Below are 18,137 nucleotides of genomic sequence, written 5' to 3'. Positions count from 1 at the left end.
GGGGCTCATGCGCCGGGGCCCACCGGGGCGAGGAGCGAGGACAGCTTGGCCCGCCCGTCCCCCGGCGGGCGGGGCGCCGGCGGGCGGCGGGCGTCGGAGGTCCCGATGTACAGCCAGCCGAGCGACTGCTCGGTGCCGGCGAGGCCGAGCACGCGCCGCACCGGCGGGGCGTCGGCCAGGGCCCCGGTGCGCCAGATGGAGCCCCAGCCGCGCTCGTGCAGCAGCAGGATCAGCGTCTGGACCGCGCACACGGTGGCCGCCAGCTGTTCCCAGCGGGGGACCTTGGGGTGGTCCTGGGGGCAGAGCACCACGGAGATCAGCAGGGGTGCCCGCAGGGCCTTGGCGGCCGTCCGCTCGCGGTCGGCGGGGTCGCCGCCGGCCGCCTCGGCCATCGCCCCGCCCAGCAGGCGCCGTTCGTCGCCCCGGAGGACGACCAGCCGCCAGGGCTACAGCCGCCCGTGGTCGGGGGCGGTCATGGCCAGCTCGACGAGCTCCGCCAGCTCCCGGTCGTCCGGGCCGGGGCCGGTCAGGCGGGTGGCGCTGCGCCGGGCGAGCACGGTCTGTTCGACGTTCATCTTCCCCTGCACCTTCTCCACCCGGTTTCTCACCAGGGCGCTCGGCAATTCCTGCGCCCATGGTGGAGGGGGGAAATGGTGCGGGGACAGGGACGCGCGGCGCCCCTTAGCGGTCATGACCGGATCCGACCACACCGGAGGGGCGGGGGCGGCTCCTCCGGAAAGCGGCTTCTCCGGAAAGGTGTCACAAGAAGTAGCGCTGTGCCGCCCGTACGCCTTCGGCGAGGGCCTTCACATCGTCCTGCGAATTGTAGAGATAGAAGCTGGCGCGAGCCGTCGCCGGAATGCCGTAGCGGTCGCAGATGGGCCGGGCGCAGTGGTGGCCGACGCGGACGGCGACGCCCCGGTCGTCCAGGACCTGGCCGACGTCGTGCGGGTGGATCCCGTCGACGGTGAAGGCGATCGTGGCGCCCCGGTCCCGGGTCGTCCGGGGGCCGATGACGGTCACGCCGTCGATGTCGCCGAGGGCTTCGAGTGCGAGCCGGGAGAGGGTGTTCTCGTGCGCCTCGACGTTCTCCATGCCGAGGGCTTCGAGGTAGCGGATCGCGGCGGCGAGGCCGACCGCCTGGGGGGCCATGGGCACGCCGGCCTCGAAGCGCTGCGGGGGCGCGAGGAAGGTGGTGCGGTCCATGCGCACCTCTTCGATCATGGAGCCGCCGGTGAGGAAGGGAGGCATCCGCTCCAGCAGTTCCCGGCGTCCCCACAGCACGCCGATGCCGTTGGGTCCCAGCATCTTGTGCGCGGAGAAGGCGAAGAAGTCGGCGCCCAGCCCGGTGACGTCGATGGGCTGGTGGGCGACCGACTGCGCGCCGTCGACCAGCACCAGGGCGCCCACCGCGTGGGCGCGGTCGGCGATCTCCCGGACGGGGTTGACGGTGCCGAGCACGTTGGACTGGTGGGTCACGGCGACGAGCCTGGTGCGTTCGCCGATGAGCGCGTCGAAGGTGGTGGTGTCGAGGCGGCCGTCGTCGGTGAGGGGCACCCAGCGCAGGGTGGCGCCGGTCCGCCCGGCCAGCTGCTGCCAGGGCACGAGGTTGGCGTGGTGCTCCATCTCGGTCACGAGGATCTCGTCGCCGGGGCCGACGCGGAAGCCGGCGTACTCCTCCCCCGCCTGGCTCGCGTTGTTCATCGCGTAGGCCACGAGGTTGACGGACTCCGTCGCGCTGCGGGTGAAGACGATCTCGTCGGCCCGCGCCTTGAGGAATCCGGCGACGGTCTCGCGGGCCGATTCGTAGCCCTCCGTCGCCTCCTCGGCCAGCTGGTGCGCGCCGCGGTGCGCGGCGGCGTTGTGGTGGAGGTAGAAGTCCCGCTCCGCGTCGAGCACCTGGAGGGGCTTCTGCGAGGTGGCGGCGGAATCCAGATAGACGAGGCGCTGGTCGTCCCGGATGCGCCTGCCGAGGATGGGGAAGTCCTTCTTGATGACTTCGGGGTCGAATGCCGCATTGTCCAGGCTGGCTGTCACCGAGAACCGTCTCCCTTGGTGCTCAATACTGCTGACATATCGCTGACATATTTTCGTCGGTGTCCTTTTCCCAACCATCGTAGGGGGCACCGGCATTCGCCCGTCCGGGGGTCGCTCCCCTGAGCGCCCTGAACAGGACACGCCCTGTTCAGGGCGCCCTGGGGCGGCCATGTCCCGTGCCGCACCCGGGTGTTCAGACCACCCAGTGCGGGCGTTCGACCGCGGACTCCAGGGGCATCCCCTCGTCGAGCGAGGCGGCGAGGCGGCGGACCGCCTCGTCCAGGGTGTCGGCGGGCAGGGTGTAGGGGATGCGCAGGCGGTGCTCGAACGTCCCGGGGTCGGCGCCGAAGCGGGCGCCGCTCTCGATGCGCACGCCGTGGCCGAGGGCCCGGTCGGCGAGGGCGGAGGCCACGGGCCGCCCCAGGTCGACCCAGAGCGAGAGCCCGCCGGCCGGCAGCCGCCAGTCCCACCGCGGGGCGTGCCGGCCGAGCGCCGCGGCGAGCGCGTCCCGTTGCCCGCGCACCTGCTCGATGCGGGCGGTGAGCCAGTCCCCGGTGGACTCCATGAGGGCGACGGCGAGGAGCTGGTCCAGCACGGAACCGGCCATGTCCACGGTCACCCGCAGCCCGGCGAGTTCGTTGATCAGCCGGGGCGCGGCCCGCAGCCAGCCGATGCGCATGCCGCCCCAGAGGGTCTTGCTCAGTGAGCCGATGGTGATCACATGGTCGCCCTCGCCGGGTGCCGCGTGCGAGGCGTAGGGCGCCGGGACCGGGACATCGAGGGCGATGTCGGCGAGGGTCTCGTCGATCACCAGCCAGGTGCCCGACTTGCGGGTGGCGCGGACGATCCGGGCGCGCTGGGCGACGGGCATGAGGCAGCCGACGGGGTTCTGGAAGTCGGGGATCAGATAGGCCAGCCGGGGCACCACCTGGCGCAGCGTGGACTCCATGATCTCCAGGTCCCAGCCGTTCTCGGTGACGGGCACCGGGGCCATCCGCAGCCGGGCCCGCCGGATCGCCTCCAGGGCGTTGGGGTAGGAGGGGTTCTCGACCATGACCCGGTCGCCGGGCCCGCAGAGCAGCCCGATCGTCAGCATCAGGGCCTGCTGGGCGCCGGAGGTGATGATGATCTGCTCGGGGCGGGTCGGCAGGCCGCGCCGGGTGTAGCGGTTGGCGACGGCGGCGCGTAATTCGATGAGCCCGAAGGGGTTGTAGCCGGCCGTCTGGGCCCGCTCCGTCAGCCGGGGGGCGACCTTGGCCAGGGCGTGGGTGAGCACCTCCTCGGGCAGCGCCAGGGCCGCTGCCGTGAGGTTGATGAAGGCGTCGGGGGCGGGCAGGAGCCGGCTGACGCCCGCCGTCTCACCGCCGTCGGGCACGGCCGTCCAGGTGCCCGAGCCCCGGCGGCTGAGGGCGTAACCGCTCTCGCGCAGCAGGTCGTAGGCGGCGGTGACGGTGGCCCGGCTCATCCTGAGCGTGGGGGCGAGCTCCCGCTCGGCGGGCAGCTTCACATGGAGCGCTATCCGGCCGTCGAGGATCAGGGCGCGGATGGCCGCGGCGAGGTGGCGGTAGACGGGACGGGCCATCGTCACGTCAGAGAGCAGTGCGCCCAGCCTCCGGGCCCCGATCGACCTGCCGCCGGACTGCGGAGTGTACGTGTCAGGCATACCACTACCTCTGAATTGGTCGTGTTTTCCAGACCAATGAATGTACAGACTCGCCCACGTGGCAAGCGGGGCCACGGCGAACCGGCCACAAGGGGGCGGCCGTGGCCGGGAGTACCCGAGGGACGGACCGGGAAGTGGCCGGAGCGGCAGCCCGCATGACGGGACGTCAGTTCTTTGGGGGCGCGAGGAGGAAGGAGAGCCGTGTCCCACGCATCAGGACGCGTCGTCGTAGGGGTCAGCGGGTCGCTGGGCAGTCTGGCGGCGCTCCGCCGTGCGGTCCAGGAGGCCCGGCGCGACGGCCGGACGCTGGTGGCGGTGATCGCCTGGTCGCCGCCGGAGGGCGAGACGCTGTACCGCAGGGCGCCGTGCCCGCCGCTGGCCAAGGCATGGGCGGGCAAGGCGGCGGACCGGCTGGACACGGCCTTCCACGAGGCGCTCGGCGGGGTGCCGGAGGACGTGGACGTCGAGTTCGAGGTGGTGCGCTCCGAGCCCGGGTTCGCGCTGTGCGACATCGCCGACCAGGAGGGCGACCTGCTGGTCGTCGGCGCGGGCGGGCCGGGCCTGGCGGGCCGCCTCCGGTGGAGCCCGGTCCGCCGCTACGTCCTGGCGAGGGCGCGCTGCCCGGTGCTGGCGGTGCCCGCTCCCGCCGTGTCCTGGCGGACGGCCCGCGCCGCCCTGCGCCGGGTCGATCCGATGGACTTCACGCCACGGCGCGCCGACCCGCACGGGACGACGGCGTGACGTCCCGCGGCCGGCGGCCGGGGTTCCCGGGGAGGGCGCGCGCGGGCGCGCCCCGGCCGAGCCCGGTCAGCCGACGAGGCCGGCGAGCGGGGTGTGCAGGAGCGGGTCGCACATGAGGATCACGCCGAGGCCGGCCAGCACCCCGCCGGTGGCCATGGCGATCCGCTTGCCGGCCTTCAGCGCGCGCTCGGCCAGGAAGAGCAGGGTGAGGATGCCCATCCAGAGCAGGTTGTGCAGGCCCACGGCGACCTGGACCAGCATCAGGGCCCAGCAGCAGCCCAGGCAGTACAGGCCGTTGAGCACTCCGGCCCGCAGGGTGCCGAGCGAACCGGCCTTGAAGTCATGGGTGAGGACGAACGACAGCGGGCTGCGGCAGACGGTGAGGCAGCGCGTCTTGAGGCCGCTGAACTGGAACAGGCCGGCGGCCGTGATGACGACGCCGGCGCCCGCGACGGACCAGGGGCTGCCCTCGGAGACCGGGAGCAGCCAGCGCTTGCCCGCCAGGAGCAGCAGCGGCACGAGCCCGGAGAGCACCCAGATCAGCAGATAGCCACCGATGAACACCGAGGTCGAGACGGCTCCGGCGCGGCCCTTGGGGCGGGTGACGAACCGGTGGGCGGCGACCAGGGGCACGGCCACGGGCAGCATCATGGCGATCACCATGCCCGCCCACATCGCGAGGAACATCTCGGCCTCGGCGGCCGAGAGGGTGCCGGCGGCGGCGCCGTGGTGGCCGCCGTGACCGCCTCCGGACATCCCCGGCATGTCCGCCGTGCCCGAGGACCCGCCCGAGTGGGAGGACCCGCTCAGGTACATCCACCACCAGGCGAGGGCCGATACGGCGCACACCCACACCGCGGTGGTGAGGGTGAGGCGCCGCATCACGATCTGAGGCGCAGTGGTCACTCCGACCCCATCTTCATCGGGCCGAAGTCCGCGTGCACCAAGGGCCAGTCCCAGCCGAGGTCGGGGTCGACGAACCGGCTCTCGGTCTTGGCCAGCAGCCGCTCGCCACCGAAGGACATCAGGGCGTTGTGCACCGCGATGGGCGTCTCGCCGTCGCGGCCCAGCAGCGGCTTGACCGGGATGGTGCTGGCCCGGCCGAGCTGGAAGTAGGGCTTGTCCCCCGAGTCGTCGAGCTCGATGGGGACCCTGCGGACGCCCTTGAAGTCCTCGACGAGCGTGAACAGCAGGGCGAGCAGCCCGCCGGCCTTGCCGGTGAGGATCTGCTCCATGGCCTCGCTCTGCGCCTCGGGCGTCTCCTCGCCGATGTACACGGCGACCTTCAGGCCGCCGTCCCAGACGTGCTTGACGGTGCGGTAGGCCACGCCGAGCTTGCAGCCGGCCAGGTCGACGTCCCCGTAATGGCCTTTGTCGACGATGCCGACGCCGATGGCGTCGCAGGATCCGTGGGTCGGCGCTTCCGCGAACCAGCAGGGGCACGGCGTGCCGCAGTTGCACGCGCCCGCCAGGCGGCCCTCGATCGACCACTCCATAGCGCGAGTCCTTTCAAGGTCATTGACAGCTGTCCGACATGGGTGCCCGCCGGCGCAGGGCCGCGCGCCGGCGGGCGGGGCCGGCCGGGGTGCCGCGGGGGAAGGCCCGCGGCACCCCGGCCGCGCGGGTCAGGCCGTGGCGGCCGCCAGCTCGGCCTCCTTGGCGCGGGTGGCCTCGTAGGCCTCGACGAAGTACATGGTGAAGAGCTTGTACAGGTGGGCGAAGTGGCCGAGCAGCCGCTCGACGTCGGCGTCCGTCTTCACCAGCGTCATCAGGGTGTTCCACACATCGCCGGTGTGGTCCTCCTCGATGTCGTAGTTGACGTGCGTACGGGCGCCCTTGACCTCGTCCTTGCCGAGGGTCTTCTCCAGGTTGTCCAGCCAGTCCGGCTGGGTCTTGCGGGTCGTGTACTCCAGGAAGTAGCTGCTGGCTATGGCGGCCAGCGGCGTGCCCTCGAACTCCAGGCAGTAGAGGAAGTAGCCGTTCAGCAGCTTGGTGGCCAGGAACGGGTCGGTGGAGTAGACCTCCTCCGGCTCGATGCCCACCCGGGCCAGGTCGGCGAGGAAGAGACGGTCGTGCAGCATCTCGTCATCGGTGTACTCGGCCCACTCCTTGGCCGCCACCGGGTCGTGCAGGGTGAAGTAGCGGATGGCGTGGGCGTCGATGGTGCGCTTGCGGCGGATCCGCAGGATCGTCTCGATGGTGTGCCGCTTGTAGTACGGCATGTCGACCTCGGCGTCGCTGAGGAAGTGCGTGGCGTACGGCACCTCCTTGTAGAACTGCCCGATGTAGGCGTCGAGCTTCGCGTTGACCTGCTCGCGCAGCTCCGGGCGGATGATTTCGGTGTCGGACATGTGTGTCTCTCCTGGATCCTGTTGGATTTTCACTTGCCGATCGGCCGGCCGCCGGCCACAAGGGCTACTACTGGCCGACCGACCCCGAACCTGACGGCACCCGGGTTTCTCCGATGAGGTCCTCCATCGAGAAATCCATCTTGCCCGCCGCGGTGGCCTCGAGCAGCGGCCCGAATCCATAACCGGTCAACCGCTGCACGACCTCCGCCACATCGGCGACGATGGTGTAGTAATCGTCGCCGCGCTCCGGAATCTCGTACGGCCCGGCCACCACCTTCGCCCCGGACGCCTCGAAGCCGGAGAGTTTTCCGCCCCGGCAGTACGAGACGACCTTCTTGATGGGCAGATTGGCCAGCGCCCATTGCGAGGCCCAGCCGAACAGCAGCCGGGAATAGGGCAGATCCCGGCCATGGCTGGGTGCGGAGACCAGTCGCCCGAGTTCCCAGACCGTCGAGTCACCCTTCAACTCGTCGGGCAGGAGCCCGAGCTCCTCGATCTCCGTCGTGCAGGCCGTGACCGGCACGATGCGAAGGGTCGCCCGGACGCGATCGCCCTTGCGGAGCAGGAATACTTTGCCTTGAAGGTCACGGTCCTTGTCAAGCCACCAGAACTCGCTCTCCGGGAAGCGGGGTTCATAACGGAGCAGACGCAGGGCGTGGGCCTCCGAGAGGTCCTCTATGTTCTGCGCGAGTGAGAATCGGTAGAGGTCTTCCATGAATCCTCCCGAGTCGAACGGCGAAAGAGCAGCCCTCCCATTAAGTTCCTCATCATGGCCCCGCCAATAGCCGCTGGCCAGAAAAAGCCATGGCCCTGAATGGGGCATGCCCGGATGCAGACGTCCGGCACAGGGCGGCTACCAGCCCTGATGCGGGCACGGACGGTGTCCGCATCAGGTCATGCCCGGTTGATGCGCACACCCGCGAACGCGGCGGATCGATGGCATGATCCAGGATGGGGGAGGCCACCGGGCCGGGCCGGCGGGCCCATGCGCGACCGGGCCGGATCCGCGGTCCCACGGCCGCGCCCCCGGGGGCCGGCCGCCGGCCTCCGGGCCCCCGACCGCGGGTCATGGCCGCCCGGCCGGGCGTCCTCCGGACACAGAAAGTCACTGAATACTGTGGAAGCGCACATCGGAAAAGTCTCCGATCCCTCTCCGGGCGATGCCGTCGACGCCCTGGCGAAGACCGGCCGGGACGGCTCGCCGCAGGTCGCGGAGGGCGAATCCGCGGAGGGTTACCACCGAGGTCTCGGTGCCCGTCAGATACAGATGATGGCCATCGGCGGAACCATCGGCACCGGCCTTTTCCTGGGTGCCGGATCGGCCATCGCCCAGGCCGGGCCGAGCCTTATCCTCTGGTACGCCGTCGCCGGCGCGGTCCTCTTCGTCGTCATGCGTGCGCTCGGCGAACTCCTTGTCTACCGGCCCGTTTCCGGAAGTTTCGCCGAATACGCCCGCGAGTTCCTCGGACCGTTCTGGGGCTATGCCACGGCCTGGACCTACTGGATCATGTGGGTCACCACCGGAATGGCCGAGATCACCGCCGCCGGACAGTATGTCCATTACTGGGCGCCCGGTTTCGCCCAGTGGAAGACCGCACTCATCTCACTGCTGGTGCTGTTCGCTCTGAACCTTATTTCCGTGAAGGTTTTCGGCGAGCTGGAGTTCTGGTTCGCCCTCATCAAGATCGTCGCCATCGTCGGGATGATCCTGATCGGCGTCGGAGTGCTCACCATCGGTTTCAGCGCCGCCGGTGACACCGCCTCCGTCACCCATCTCTGGGCCGACGGCGGAATCGCTCCGCACGGTGTGTGGGATTCGACGATGACCCTTCAGATCGTCCTCTTCGCCTATCTTGGCGTGGAGCTCGTCGGGGTGACCGCCGGTGAGTCCAAGGACCCCGAGAAGAACATTCCGCGGGCCATCAAGAGCCTGCCCTGGCGATTCGGCATCTTCTACCTGGGCGCGCTGATCGTCATCCTTTCCGTGGTCAGCTGGCGGGAATTCCAGCCCGGCGTCAGCCCGTTCGTGGCCGCGTTCGCGAAGATCGGCATCCCGGCCGCCGCGGGCATCGTGAATTTCGTGGTGCTCACCTCCGCCCTGTCCTCGTGCAACGCCGGCGGCCTCTACGCCACGGCCCGCATGCTGCGCACGGCCGGGCGGAACGGACACGGCCCCAAGGTCCTGGGGCGGCTGACGAACCGGAACATCCCGGCCGTCGCGCTGACCGTCTCCGCCGTGACCATGGCGATCGGCGTGGGCATCAACGCGATCGACCCGGAGCACGCGTTCGTGTACATCACCTCGGTGTCCACCGGCGGCGCGATCCTCGTCTGGAGCGTCATCCTGGTCACCCACCTGCGCTACCGGCGGGCCGTCAGCGCCGGCCGGGTGGCGGCCTCGGACTACCGGGCGCCGGGCGCGCCGTACACCAACTACCTGGCGCTGGCCTTCTTCGCCTTCGTGACCGTGCTCATCGCGTCCTCGTCCGACAGCCGGGTGGCGCTGTACGTCATCGCGGGCTGGCTCGTCCTGCTGGGGCTCGGCTACGGGCTGCTGAAGCGCCAGGCGCGGGCGCGCCGGGCCGCCGAGCCCCACGGGAGCCGGTGACGCGGGTCCCGCGCGGCGGGCGGCCGGGAGACTCCGGGCCGCCCGGCCGGCTCAGACGACGCGCGCGCCGCCGCGGAAGACCGCCGCCACGGCGTGGACGGCCTCGATGCCGGTGAGCGGGTCGCCCGTCACGGCCACCACGTCCGCGTCGTACCCCGGTGCGAGACAGCCCTTGTGCGCGGCGATCCCGCACAGCCGGGCCGCCGTCGACGTCGCGGCGCGCAGCGCCTCCACGGGGGTGTAGCCCCGCTCGACCATCGCGACGACGCTGTACGGATAGCTGCCGTGCGGCTTGACCGGGAAGACCCCGGAGTCGCTGCCGCACGCGGTGGTCACGCCCGCCTGCCGCATGGCCGCGAGCCCGGCGGCCAGGCCCGGGATCCGCTGGGCGATGCGGGGCGGTGGCGGCGGGCCGCCCGGCAGCGCGCCGAGGGTCAGCGAGGCGACGACGCCGGCGCGGACCATCTCGTCGAGCACGCGGCGGTCGAAGTCGACGCCGTCGTCGGTGAGGAAGAAGCAGTGCTCGACGGAGTCGAAGCCGGCGGCGACGGCGTCGGCGATGCCGCTCGCGGCGTGGGCGTGCGCGGTGATGGGCAGTTCGTGCCGGTGCGCCTCGCGCACGGCGGCCCGTAACTCGGCGGGCCCGTACTGCGGGCGGTAGGGATCGGAGCCGGGCGTCAGGTCGCCGCCGGTGACCATCACCTTGACGACGTCGACGCCGCGCTCGGCGCGTTCGCGGACGGCCGCGCGCACCCCCTCGACGCCCTCGGCCTGGCCGCCGAGGAACCAGCAGTGCCCGCCGGGCGTGGTGACCGGGGGCCCGGCCGCCAGGACGCGAGGGCCCGCCGTGGGGTCCGCGGCGGTCTCCTCGCGCAGCCGCAGGGAGAGATAGCCCCGGTCACCGAGGTCGCGCACGGTCGTGACGCCCGCGGCGAGCGCCGCCCGGCCCGCGGCCCGCATCCGGTCGAGGAGCTCCGCGTCACCGGCCCGCCGGACCCGGCCGACGACGTCGTCGCTGGCGTCGAAGGCCAGGTGGACATGGGTGTCCACGAAGCCGGGCAGCAGTGTCGTGTCCCCCAGGTCGACGACGGTGGCGCCGGGCGGCGGCGCCCCGTGCGCTTCGACGGAGACGATCCGCCCGTCCTCGACGGTCACCAACGGCCGGTCGACGGGCTCCGGACAGGCCCCGTCGAACAGCGATCGCGCGCGTAATGCCAGCATCGGCCCTCCCTGCCACCGGGCAACCATGCCCCGTGGTGGCACGGTGCCAAACCGGGGCCGGCCCGCCCGCCCTGCTCAGCGCTCCTTCTGCGCCAGCCTGAGCAGGTGGTCGGCGAGGGCCTGGCCGCCCTTGGGGTCGCGGCTGATGAGCATCACGGTGTCGTCGCCGGCGATGGTGCCGATGATCTCGTGGACGCCGGCCTGGTCGATGGCCGAGGCGAAGAACTGGGCGGCGCCCGGCGGGGTGCGCAGCACCACGAGGTTCGCGGACGCCTCCGCCGAGATCAGCAGCTCGCCCGCCAGCCTGCCCATCCGGGCCTCGGTCGCCGACTCCCCCAGCGGGGCCCGGGGGGTGCGGTCGCCGCCCTCGGAGGGCACCGCGTAGATCAGCTCGCCGTTGGTGTTGCGGATCTTGACCGCGCCCAGCTCGTCGAGGTCCCGGGAGAGCGTGGCCTGGGTGACGGAGAGTCCGTCGTCGGCGAGCAGCTTGGCGAGCTGGCTCTGCGACCGCACCGGTTGCCGGCCGAGGATGTCCACGATCCTGCGGTGGCGGGCGGTGCGGGTCTGCGGTACGGCCTGTCCGCCGTGGAACGGCTCGGACTCCTGCGCCTCGGTCATCGTCTCGTCTGTCTCCGCATCGTCGTTCCCCGTGGCCTCGGAAAAGGCCTCCTACGCCCCCTCGCCGGCGGTCGCGGCGTCCAGGACGCCGGGCAGCGCCCGGAGGAACGTTTCCACCTCATCTTCGGTGATGATCAGCGGAGGGGCCAGCCGCACCACGTCGGGTGCGACCGCGTTCACCAGGAACCCCGCCTCCTGTGCCGCGTACTGCGCTTTCGGTGCGAGGGGCTCGGAAAGGACAATACCCAGCAGCAGGCCCGCGCCACGGACGTGGTCGACCGCGGGGTGGCCGAGCGCCTCGATCCCGTCACGCAGCAGCGCGCCCACGCGCCCGACGTGCCCGAGGATCCCCTCGGCCTCCAGGGTGTCGAGGACGGCCAGGGCGGCCGCGCAGGCAACGGGATTGCCGCCGAAGGTCGAGCCGTGCTGACCGGGTGTCAGCAGGTCGGCGGCGGGCCCGAAGGCCAGCGTCGCGCCGATCGGCAGGCCGCCGCCGAGGCCCTTGGCGAGGGTGACGACGTCGGCCTCGACGCCCTGCGCCCGGTGCGCGAACCAGTGGCCGGTGCGGCCGATACCTGTCTGGATCTCGTCCAGGACGAGGAGGGTGCCGGTGGCCCGGGTGATCTCCCGGGCGGCGGCGAGATAGCCGGCCGGCGGTACGACCACGCCGTTCTCGCCCTGCACGGGCTCCAGGACGACGAGCGCGGTGTCGGTGGTGACGGCGGCGCGGAGCGCGTCGGCGTCACCGTAGGGGACGTGGGTGACCTCGCCGGGCAGGGGCAGGAAAGGCGCCTGCTTGGCGGGCTGGCCGGTGAGGGCGAGGGCGCCCATGGTGCGGCCGTGGAAGCCGCCGGCCGTGGCGACCATGTGTGTGCGCCCGGTCCGCCGCCCGATCTTGAGGGCGGCCTCGACCGCCTCCGCCCCGGAGTTGCCGAAGTAGACGCGGCCGGGGCGGCCGTCGAGGGCGAGGAGGCGCTCGGCGAGGGCGACCGTCGGCTCGGCGGTGAAGAGGTTGGAGACGTGGCCGAGCGTGGCGATCTGCTCCGAGACCGCCCGGACGACCGCGGGGTGCGCGTGGCCGAGGGCGTTGACGGCGATGCCGCCGACGAGGTCGAGGTAGGGGCGGCCGTCGGCGTCCCAGACGGTGCTGCCGGCGCCCCGGACGAGCGGCACCCGCGGGGTGCCGTAGTTGTCCATGAGGCTTTCCTGCCACCGCCGGGTGAGTGCGGCGTTGCTCGCGGGGCTCACTGGTCGCCCTTCCTCTCTACTTCGTCGTGACCGTCCGGCACGACCATGGTGCCGATGCCCTCGTCGGTGAAGATCTCCAGCAGGATCGAGTGCTGGACCCGTCCGTCTATGACGCGGGCGGTGGTGACGCCGTTGCGCACCGCGTGCAGGCAGCCCTCCATCTTGGGGACCATGCCGCTGGCGAGCTCGGGCAGCAGCCGCTCCAGCTCGCTCGCGGTGAGCCTGCTGATGACCTCGTCGCTGTGCGGCCAGTCCTCGTAGAGACCCTCGACGTCGGTGAGGACCATCAGGGTCTCGGCGCCGAGGGCCGCGGCGAGGGCGGCGGCGGCCGTGTCGGCGTTCACGTTGTAGACGTGCCCGTCGTCGGCGCTGCGGGCGATGGAGGAGACCACCGGGATCCGGCCGTCGTCGAGCAGCGCCTGGAGGGCGCCGGTGTCGATCGCGGAGATCTCGCCGACCCGGCCGATGTCCACGCGCTCGCCGTCGATCTCGGGCAGGTGCTTGGTGGCGGTGAGGGTGTGGGCGTCCTCGCCGGTCATGCCGACGGCGAGCGGGCCGTGGGCGTTGAGCAGGCCGACGAGCTCGCGCTGGACCTGTCCGGCGAGGACCATCCGGACGACGTCCATGGCCTCGGGGGTGGTGACCCGCAGGCCCGCCTTGAACTCGCTGACCAGGCCGTGCCGCTCCAGCTGGGCGCTGATCTGCGGGCCGCCGCCGTGCACGACGACGGGCTTGAGGCCGGCGTGCCGCAGGAAGACGACGTCCTGGGCGAAGGCGGCCTTGAGCTCGTCGTCGACCATGGCGTTGCCGCCGAACTTGATGACGACGGTCTTGCCGTGGTGGCGCGTGAGCCAGGGCAGCGCCTCGACGAGGATGCGGGCCTTGGGGAGGGCGGTGTGCCTACGGGTGGCGCCCGCGGTGGCGTCGGGGATCGTCATGAGGAGTACGCGCTGTTCTCGTGGACGTAGTCGGCGGTCAGGTCGTTGGCCCAGATGACGGCGGTCTCGCTGCCGGCGGCCAGATCGGCGGTGATGCGCACCTCGCGGTAGCGCATGTCGACGAGGTCGCGGTCGTCGCCGATGGAGCCGTCGCGGCAGACCCAGACGTCGTTGATGGCCACGTTGAGCCGGTCCGGGTCGAAGACCGCGGAGGTCGTGCCGATCGCGGACAGCACCCGCCCCCAGTTCGGGTCCTCACCGTGGATCGCGCACTTGAGCAGGTTGTTCCGGGCGAGGGAGCGGCCCACCTCCACCGCGTCGTCCTCGCTCGCGGCGTTGATCACCTCGATGCGGATGTCCTTGGAGGCGCCTTCGGCGTCGCCGATCAGCTGGCGGGCGAGGTCGTCGCAGACGCTGCGCACCGCCTCGGCGAAGGCGTCGGCCGCGGGCTCCACGCCGGAGGCCCCGGAGGCGAGCAGCAGGACCGTGTCGTTGGTGGACATGCAGCCGTCGGAGTCGACGCGGTCGAAGGTCGTGCGGGTGGCCGCGCGCAGGGCCCGGTCGAGGGCGGGGGCGTCGACGTCGGCGTCGGTGGTGAGGACGACGAGCATGGTGGCGAGGCCGGGGGCGAGCATGCCGGCGCCCTTGGCCATGCCGCCCACGACCCAGCCGTCCCCTTCCGCCACGGCGGTCTTGTGGACGGTGTCGGTGGTCTTGATGGCGATGGCGGCCTTCTCGCCGCCGTGCGGGGAGAGTCCGGCGGCGGCCTTCTCGATGCCGGGCAGCAGCTTGTCCATCGGCAGGTACACACCGATCAGCCCGGTGGAGGCCACGGCGATCTCCCCCGCGCTGTGCCCGAGGGCCTCGGCGGCCTTCTCGGCGGTGGCGTGGGTGTCCTGGAAGCCCCGCGGTCCGGTACAGGCGTTCGCGCCGCCGGAGTTGAGGACGACGGCGGAGATCGCGCCGCCCTTGACGACCTGCTCGGACCACAGGACGGGGGCCGCCTTGACCCGGTTGGCGGTGAAGACGCCCGCGGCCGCCAGCCGTGGCCCTTCGTTCACCACCAGGGCGAGATCGGGGTTGCCGCTCTCCTTGATCCCCGCGGCGACGCCGGCCGCCGTGAATCCCTTTGCTGCGGTCACGCTCACTGCGACTCCTCGTTGGCTTCCCTGCCCGCGTGGGGCGGCTGTGCGGGACTGTTCGGTGGATCCTGGGGACCGGCCGGCGGGCCGCACGGCACGAGGCGTGCCAGTGCGGTGGCGACGGCGCGGCGGACGCTCACGGCGCCACCCCGCAGGTGGGCAGCCCCAGCTCCTCGGGGAGTCCGAGGGCGATGTTCATGCTCTGCACCGCGCCGCCGGCGGTGCCCTTGGTGAGGTTGTCGATCGCGCTGACGACGACGATCCGGCCCGCGGCCGCGTCGAGCGCCACCTGGACCAGGGCGGTGTTGGAGCCGGTGACGGCGCCGGTGGACGGCCACTGCCCCGCGGGGAGGAGGTGGACGAACGGCTCGTCCGCGAAGGCCTTGTCGTAGGCCGACCGGAGGCTCTCGGCGGTGACGCCCGGGCGGGCCTTGGCGCTGCACGTGGCGAGGATGCCGCGGGGCATCGGCGCGAGGGTGGGCGTGAAGGAGACGGTGACGCGCTCACCGGCGGCGGCCGAGAGGTTCTGGACCATCTCGGGGGTGTGGCGGTGGCCGCCGCCGACGCCGTACGGGCTCATGGATCCCATGACCTCGCTGCCGAGGAGGTGCGGCTTGGCGGCCTTGCCGGCGCCGGAGGTGCCGGACGCGGCGACGATCACGGCCTCGGGCTCGGCGAGGCCGGCGGCGTAGGCGGGGAGGAGGGCGAGGGAGACGGCCGTGGGGTAGCACCCCGGCACGGCTATCCGCTTGGTGCCGCGCAGGGCCTCGCGGCCGCCGGGCAGCTCGGGCAGGCCGTACGGCCAGGTGCCCGCGTGCGGCACCCCGTAGAACCGCTCCCAGTCCGCCGCGTCCTTGAGCCGGAAGTCGGCGCCGCAGTCCACGACCAGCACGTCCTCGCCGAGCCGCTCGGCGACGGCGGCGGACTGGCCGTGGGGCAGGGCGAGGAAGACGACGTCGTGCCCGGCGAGGGTCTCGGCGGAGGTCTCCGCCAGCACCCGGCCGGCGAGCGGCGGCAGGTGCGGCTGCACCGATCCGAGCCGCTGCCCGGCGCTGGAGTGCGCGGTCAGCGCGCCGATACGGACCTCGGGGTGGCCGAGCAGCAGGCGCAGCACCTCACCGCCCGCGTATCCGCTCGCTCCTGCCACTGCCGCATGGATTGCCATCGGTCCCTCCTCGTCGATGGCATGACTATACGAAGCGTTGAAGATTTATGCAATGCCCACCCCTGTCGAGAGAAGGTGAGGTACGAGATATCTTGATGTCGAGCAATGTTGCAGAGACGTGGAGCGGAGCACCTGGTGACTGACTCGACCATCATCTATACGCACACCGACGAGGCTCCGGCCCTGGCGACGCATTCCTTCCTGCCCGTGATCCAGGCGTACGCCCGGGCGGCCGGCGTCACCGTGGAAACCCGTGACATCTCTCTGGCCGGGCGCATCATCGCCGGCTTCCCCGAGTTCCTCGAGGAGAGCCAGCGCATCGAGGACGCCCTCGCCGAGCTGGGCGAGCTCGCCAAGACGCCGGGCGCGAACATCATCAAGCTGCCGAACATCTCGGCCTCGATCCCGCAGCTGAAGGCCGCGGTCGCCGAGCTCCAGGCGCAGGGCTACGCGCTGCCGGACTACCCGGACGACCCGAAGACCGAGCAGGACAAGGACGTCCGCGCGCGCTACGACAAGGTCAAGGGCAGCGCCGTCAACCCGGTCCTGCGCGAGGGCAACTCCGACCGCCGCGCCCCCGCCTCGGTCAAGAACTACGCCAAGACCCACCCGCACCGCATGGGTGCCTGGAGCTCCGACTCCAAGACCAATGTCGCGACCATGGGCGCCGACGACTTCCGTTCCACCGAGAAGTCCGCGGTGATCGCCGAGGCCGGCACGCTGCGCATCGAGCTGGCGGCGGAGGACGGCACCACCACCGTGCTGCGCGAGTCCGTGCCCGTCCTCGCCGGTGAGGTCGTCGACGCCTCCGTGATGCGCGTCGCCGCGCTGCGCGAGTTCCTGACGGCGCAGATCGCCCGCGCCAAGGCCGAGGGCGTGCTGTTCTCGGTGCACCTGAAGGCCACGATGATGAAGGTCTCCGACCCGATCGTCTTCGGCCACGTGGTGCGCGCCTTCTTCCCGAAGACCTTCGCGAAGTACGGCGAGGCCCTCGTCGCGGCCGGCCTGTCCCCCAACGACGGCCTCGGCACCATCCTCAAGGGCCTGGAGTCCGTGCCGCACCTGGGCACGGAGATCTCGGCGTCCTTCGAGGCCGAGCTCGCCGAGGGCCCGGCCCTGGCGATGGTCGACTCCGACAAGGGCATCACCAACCTGCACGTCCCGAGCGACGTCATCGTCGACGCCTCCATGCCGGCCATGATCCGCACCTCCGGCCACATGTGGGGCCCGGACGGCCAGGAGGCGGACACCCTCGCGGTGCTCCCCGACAGCAGCTACGCCGGCGTCTACCAGGCCGTGATCGAGGACTGCCGTGCCCACGGCGCCTTCGACCCGTCGACGATGGGCTCGGTCCCGAACGTCGGCCTGATGGCGCAGAAGGCCGAGGAGTACGGCAGCCACGACAAGACCTTCGAGATCGCCGCCGCGGGCACCGTCCGCGTCGTCGACGCCGCGGGCGCCGTCGTGCTGGAGCAGGCCGTGAACGCCGGCGACATCTTCCGCATGTGCCAGGCCAAGGACGCGCCGATCCGCGACTGGGTCAAGCTGGCCGTCACCCGCGCCCGCGCCGCCGGCGCCCCGGCCGTGTTCTGGCTCGACGAGAACCGCGCGCACGACGCGCGGCTCATCGAGAAGGTCAAGGCGTACCTGCCGGAGCACGACACCGAGGGTCTGCGGATCGAGATCATGTCGCCCGTCGAGGCGACGAAGTTCTCGCTGGAGCGCATCCGCCGCGGCGAGGACACGATCTCCGTCACCGGCAACGTCCTGCGTGACTACCTGACCGACCTGTTCCCGATCCTGGAGCTCGGCACGAGCGCCAAGATGCTGTCGGTCGTCCCGCTGATGAACGGCGGCGGCCTGTTCGAGACCGGCGCCGGCGGCTCCGCGCCGAAGCACGTCCAGCAGCTGGTCAAGGAGAACTACCTGCGCTGGGACAGCCTGGGCGAGTTCTTCGCGCTCGCGGCGAGCTTCGAGCACCTCGCGCAGACCACGGGCAACGCGCGCGCCCAGGTGCTCGCCGACACCCTCGACCGCGCCACGGCCACGTTCCTCAACGAGGACAAGTCGCCGAGCCGCCGCCTCGGTGGCATCGACAACCGCGGCAGCCACTTCTACCTGGCGCTCTACTGGGCCCAGGAGCTGGCGGCGCAGAGCGACGACGCCCAGCTCGCGGAGGCGTTCACCGCGCTCGCCAAGTCGCTGGCCGAGCAGGAGCGGACGATCGTCGACGAGCTGATCGCCGTCCAGGGCTCGCCGGCCGACATCGGCGGCTACTACCAGCCGTCCGTCGAGAAGGCCGCGGCCGTCATGCGCCCGTCGGCGACCTTCAACGAGGCGCTCGCGACCCTCGCCTGACCGCGACGGCGGGACGGCCCTTCCAGGCCACCCACCGCCCGCACCCG

The 18,137-nt window shown here is 71.8% G+C and carries 17 protein-coding genes; 3 read left to right on the top strand and 14 right to left on the bottom strand.

Going from position 1 to position 18,137, the window contains the following annotated elements; genetic code table 11:
* Positions 1-5: 5 nt before the first annotated feature.
* From SMD11_RS26870 to SMD11_RS26860, 4 genes are all read right to left on the bottom strand, one after another.
* Entirely contained in the window at positions 6-437 is a 432-nt protein-coding gene (locus SMD11_RS26870; protein WP_267896894.1) for a nitroreductase family protein, read from the bottom strand.
* A 9-nt stretch (positions 438-446) separates the two neighbouring features.
* Positions 447-575, bottom strand: coding sequence for a hypothetical protein (locus SMD11_RS36885; protein WP_267896859.1), 129 nt, complete (start codon positions 573-575; stop codon positions 447-449).
* 184 nt (positions 576-759) lie between these two features.
* Complete coding sequence (locus SMD11_RS26865) at positions 760-2,037, bottom strand: cysteine desulfurase (protein WP_234366176.1); 1,278 nt, start codon at positions 2,035-2,037, stop codon at positions 760-762.
* A 193-nt stretch (positions 2,038-2,230) separates the two neighbouring features.
* Positions 2,231-3,700 carry a PLP-dependent aminotransferase family protein gene (locus SMD11_RS26860; protein WP_087928903.1) on the bottom strand — a complete coding sequence of 490 codons (1,470 nt, stop codon included), beginning with the start codon at positions 3,698-3,700 and terminating at the stop codon, positions 2,231-2,233.
* Between the two features lie 201 nt (positions 3,701-3,901).
* On the opposite strand from SMD11_RS26860, the gene SMD11_RS26855 reads away from it, so the two are divergent.
* Entirely contained in the window at positions 3,902-4,441 is a 540-nt protein-coding gene (locus tag SMD11_RS26855) for a universal stress protein (protein WP_159395356.1), read from the top strand.
* A 66-nt stretch (positions 4,442-4,507) separates the two neighbouring features.
* Here SMD11_RS26855 and SMD11_RS26850 read toward each other — a convergent pair whose 3' ends face one another.
* From SMD11_RS26850 to SMD11_RS26835, 4 genes are all read right to left on the bottom strand, one after another.
* On the bottom strand, positions 4,508-5,347 hold the full coding sequence (locus tag SMD11_RS26850; RefSeq protein ID WP_087928901.1) for a DUF2182 domain-containing protein: 840 nt from the start codon (positions 5,345-5,347) through the stop codon (positions 4,508-4,510).
* On the bottom strand, positions 5,344-5,937 hold the full coding sequence (locus SMD11_RS26845) for a DUF1326 domain-containing protein (RefSeq protein ID WP_087928900.1): 594 nt from the start codon (positions 5,935-5,937) through the stop codon (positions 5,344-5,346). The genes SMD11_RS26850 and SMD11_RS26845 overlap by 4 nt, the downstream gene beginning before the upstream one ends.
* Positions 5,938-6,066: 129 nt before the next feature.
* Entirely contained in the window at positions 6,067-6,792 is a 726-nt protein-coding gene (locus SMD11_RS26840) for an iron-containing redox enzyme family protein (RefSeq protein ID WP_087928899.1), read from the bottom strand.
* Between the two features lie 67 nt (positions 6,793-6,859).
* On the bottom strand, positions 6,860-7,507 hold the full coding sequence (locus SMD11_RS26835) for a hypothetical protein (protein ID WP_087928898.1): 648 nt from the start codon (positions 7,505-7,507) through the stop codon (positions 6,860-6,862).
* Positions 7,508-7,966: 459 nt separating this feature from the next.
* Here SMD11_RS26835 and SMD11_RS26830 point away from each other — a divergent pair, with 459 nt between their 5' ends.
* Entirely contained in the window at positions 7,967-9,400 is a 1,434-nt protein-coding gene (locus tag SMD11_RS26830) for an amino acid permease (protein WP_234366470.1), read from the top strand.
* A gap of 51 nt (positions 9,401-9,451) precedes the next feature.
* Here SMD11_RS26830 and SMD11_RS26825 read toward each other — a convergent pair whose 3' ends face one another.
* The 6 genes from SMD11_RS26825 to argC all read right to left on the bottom strand — a co-directional run bounded on the left by SMD11_RS26825 (position 9,452) and on the right by argC (position 15,732).
* On the bottom strand, positions 9,452-10,621 hold the full coding sequence (locus SMD11_RS26825) for a metal-dependent hydrolase family protein (protein ID WP_087928897.1): 1,170 nt from the start codon (positions 10,619-10,621) through the stop codon (positions 9,452-9,454).
* A gap of 75 nt (positions 10,622-10,696) precedes the next feature.
* Complete coding sequence (locus SMD11_RS26820; RefSeq protein WP_087928896.1) at positions 10,697-11,239, bottom strand: arginine repressor; 543 nt, start codon at positions 11,237-11,239, stop codon at positions 10,697-10,699.
* Positions 11,240-11,290: 51 nt separating this feature from the next.
* Positions 11,291-12,436 (bottom strand): acetylornithine transaminase, encoded by a 1,146-nt coding sequence (locus tag SMD11_RS26815; protein WP_087928895.1) that lies wholly within the window; start codon positions 12,434-12,436, stop codon positions 11,291-11,293.
* Between the two features lie 47 nt (positions 12,437-12,483).
* The gene (argB, locus tag SMD11_RS26810) at positions 12,484-13,425 is read right to left on the bottom strand and encodes an acetylglutamate kinase (RefSeq protein ID WP_087928894.1); all 942 of its coding nucleotides are present in this window, start codon (positions 13,423-13,425) and stop codon (positions 12,484-12,486) included.
* Positions 13,422-14,573, bottom strand: coding sequence for a bifunctional glutamate N-acetyltransferase/amino-acid acetyltransferase ArgJ (gene argJ / locus SMD11_RS26805; RefSeq protein WP_087928893.1), 1,152 nt, complete (start codon positions 14,571-14,573; stop codon positions 13,422-13,424). Before argJ ends, argB begins: the two co-directional genes overlap by 4 nt.
* 130 nt (positions 14,574-14,703) lie before the next feature.
* A complete protein-coding gene (gene argC / locus SMD11_RS26800; RefSeq protein WP_087928892.1) occupies positions 14,704-15,732 on the bottom strand; it encodes an N-acetyl-gamma-glutamyl-phosphate reductase in 1,029 nt (342 codons plus the stop codon).
* 135 nt (positions 15,733-15,867) lie between these two features.
* Between argC and SMD11_RS26795 the strand changes: the two genes are divergently transcribed.
* Complete coding sequence (locus SMD11_RS26795; protein ID WP_087928891.1) at positions 15,868-18,090, top strand: NADP-dependent isocitrate dehydrogenase; 2,223 nt, start codon at positions 15,868-15,870, stop codon at positions 18,088-18,090.
* Positions 18,091-18,137: the final 47 nt, after the last annotated feature.

The sequence above is a fragment of the Streptomyces albireticuli genome (assembly GCF_002192455.1).
Taxonomy (GTDB): Bacteria; Actinomycetota; Actinomycetes; order Streptomycetales; family Streptomycetaceae; genus Streptomyces; species Streptomyces albireticuli_B.
This window is presented reverse-complemented; position numbering and strand designations above follow the sequence as displayed.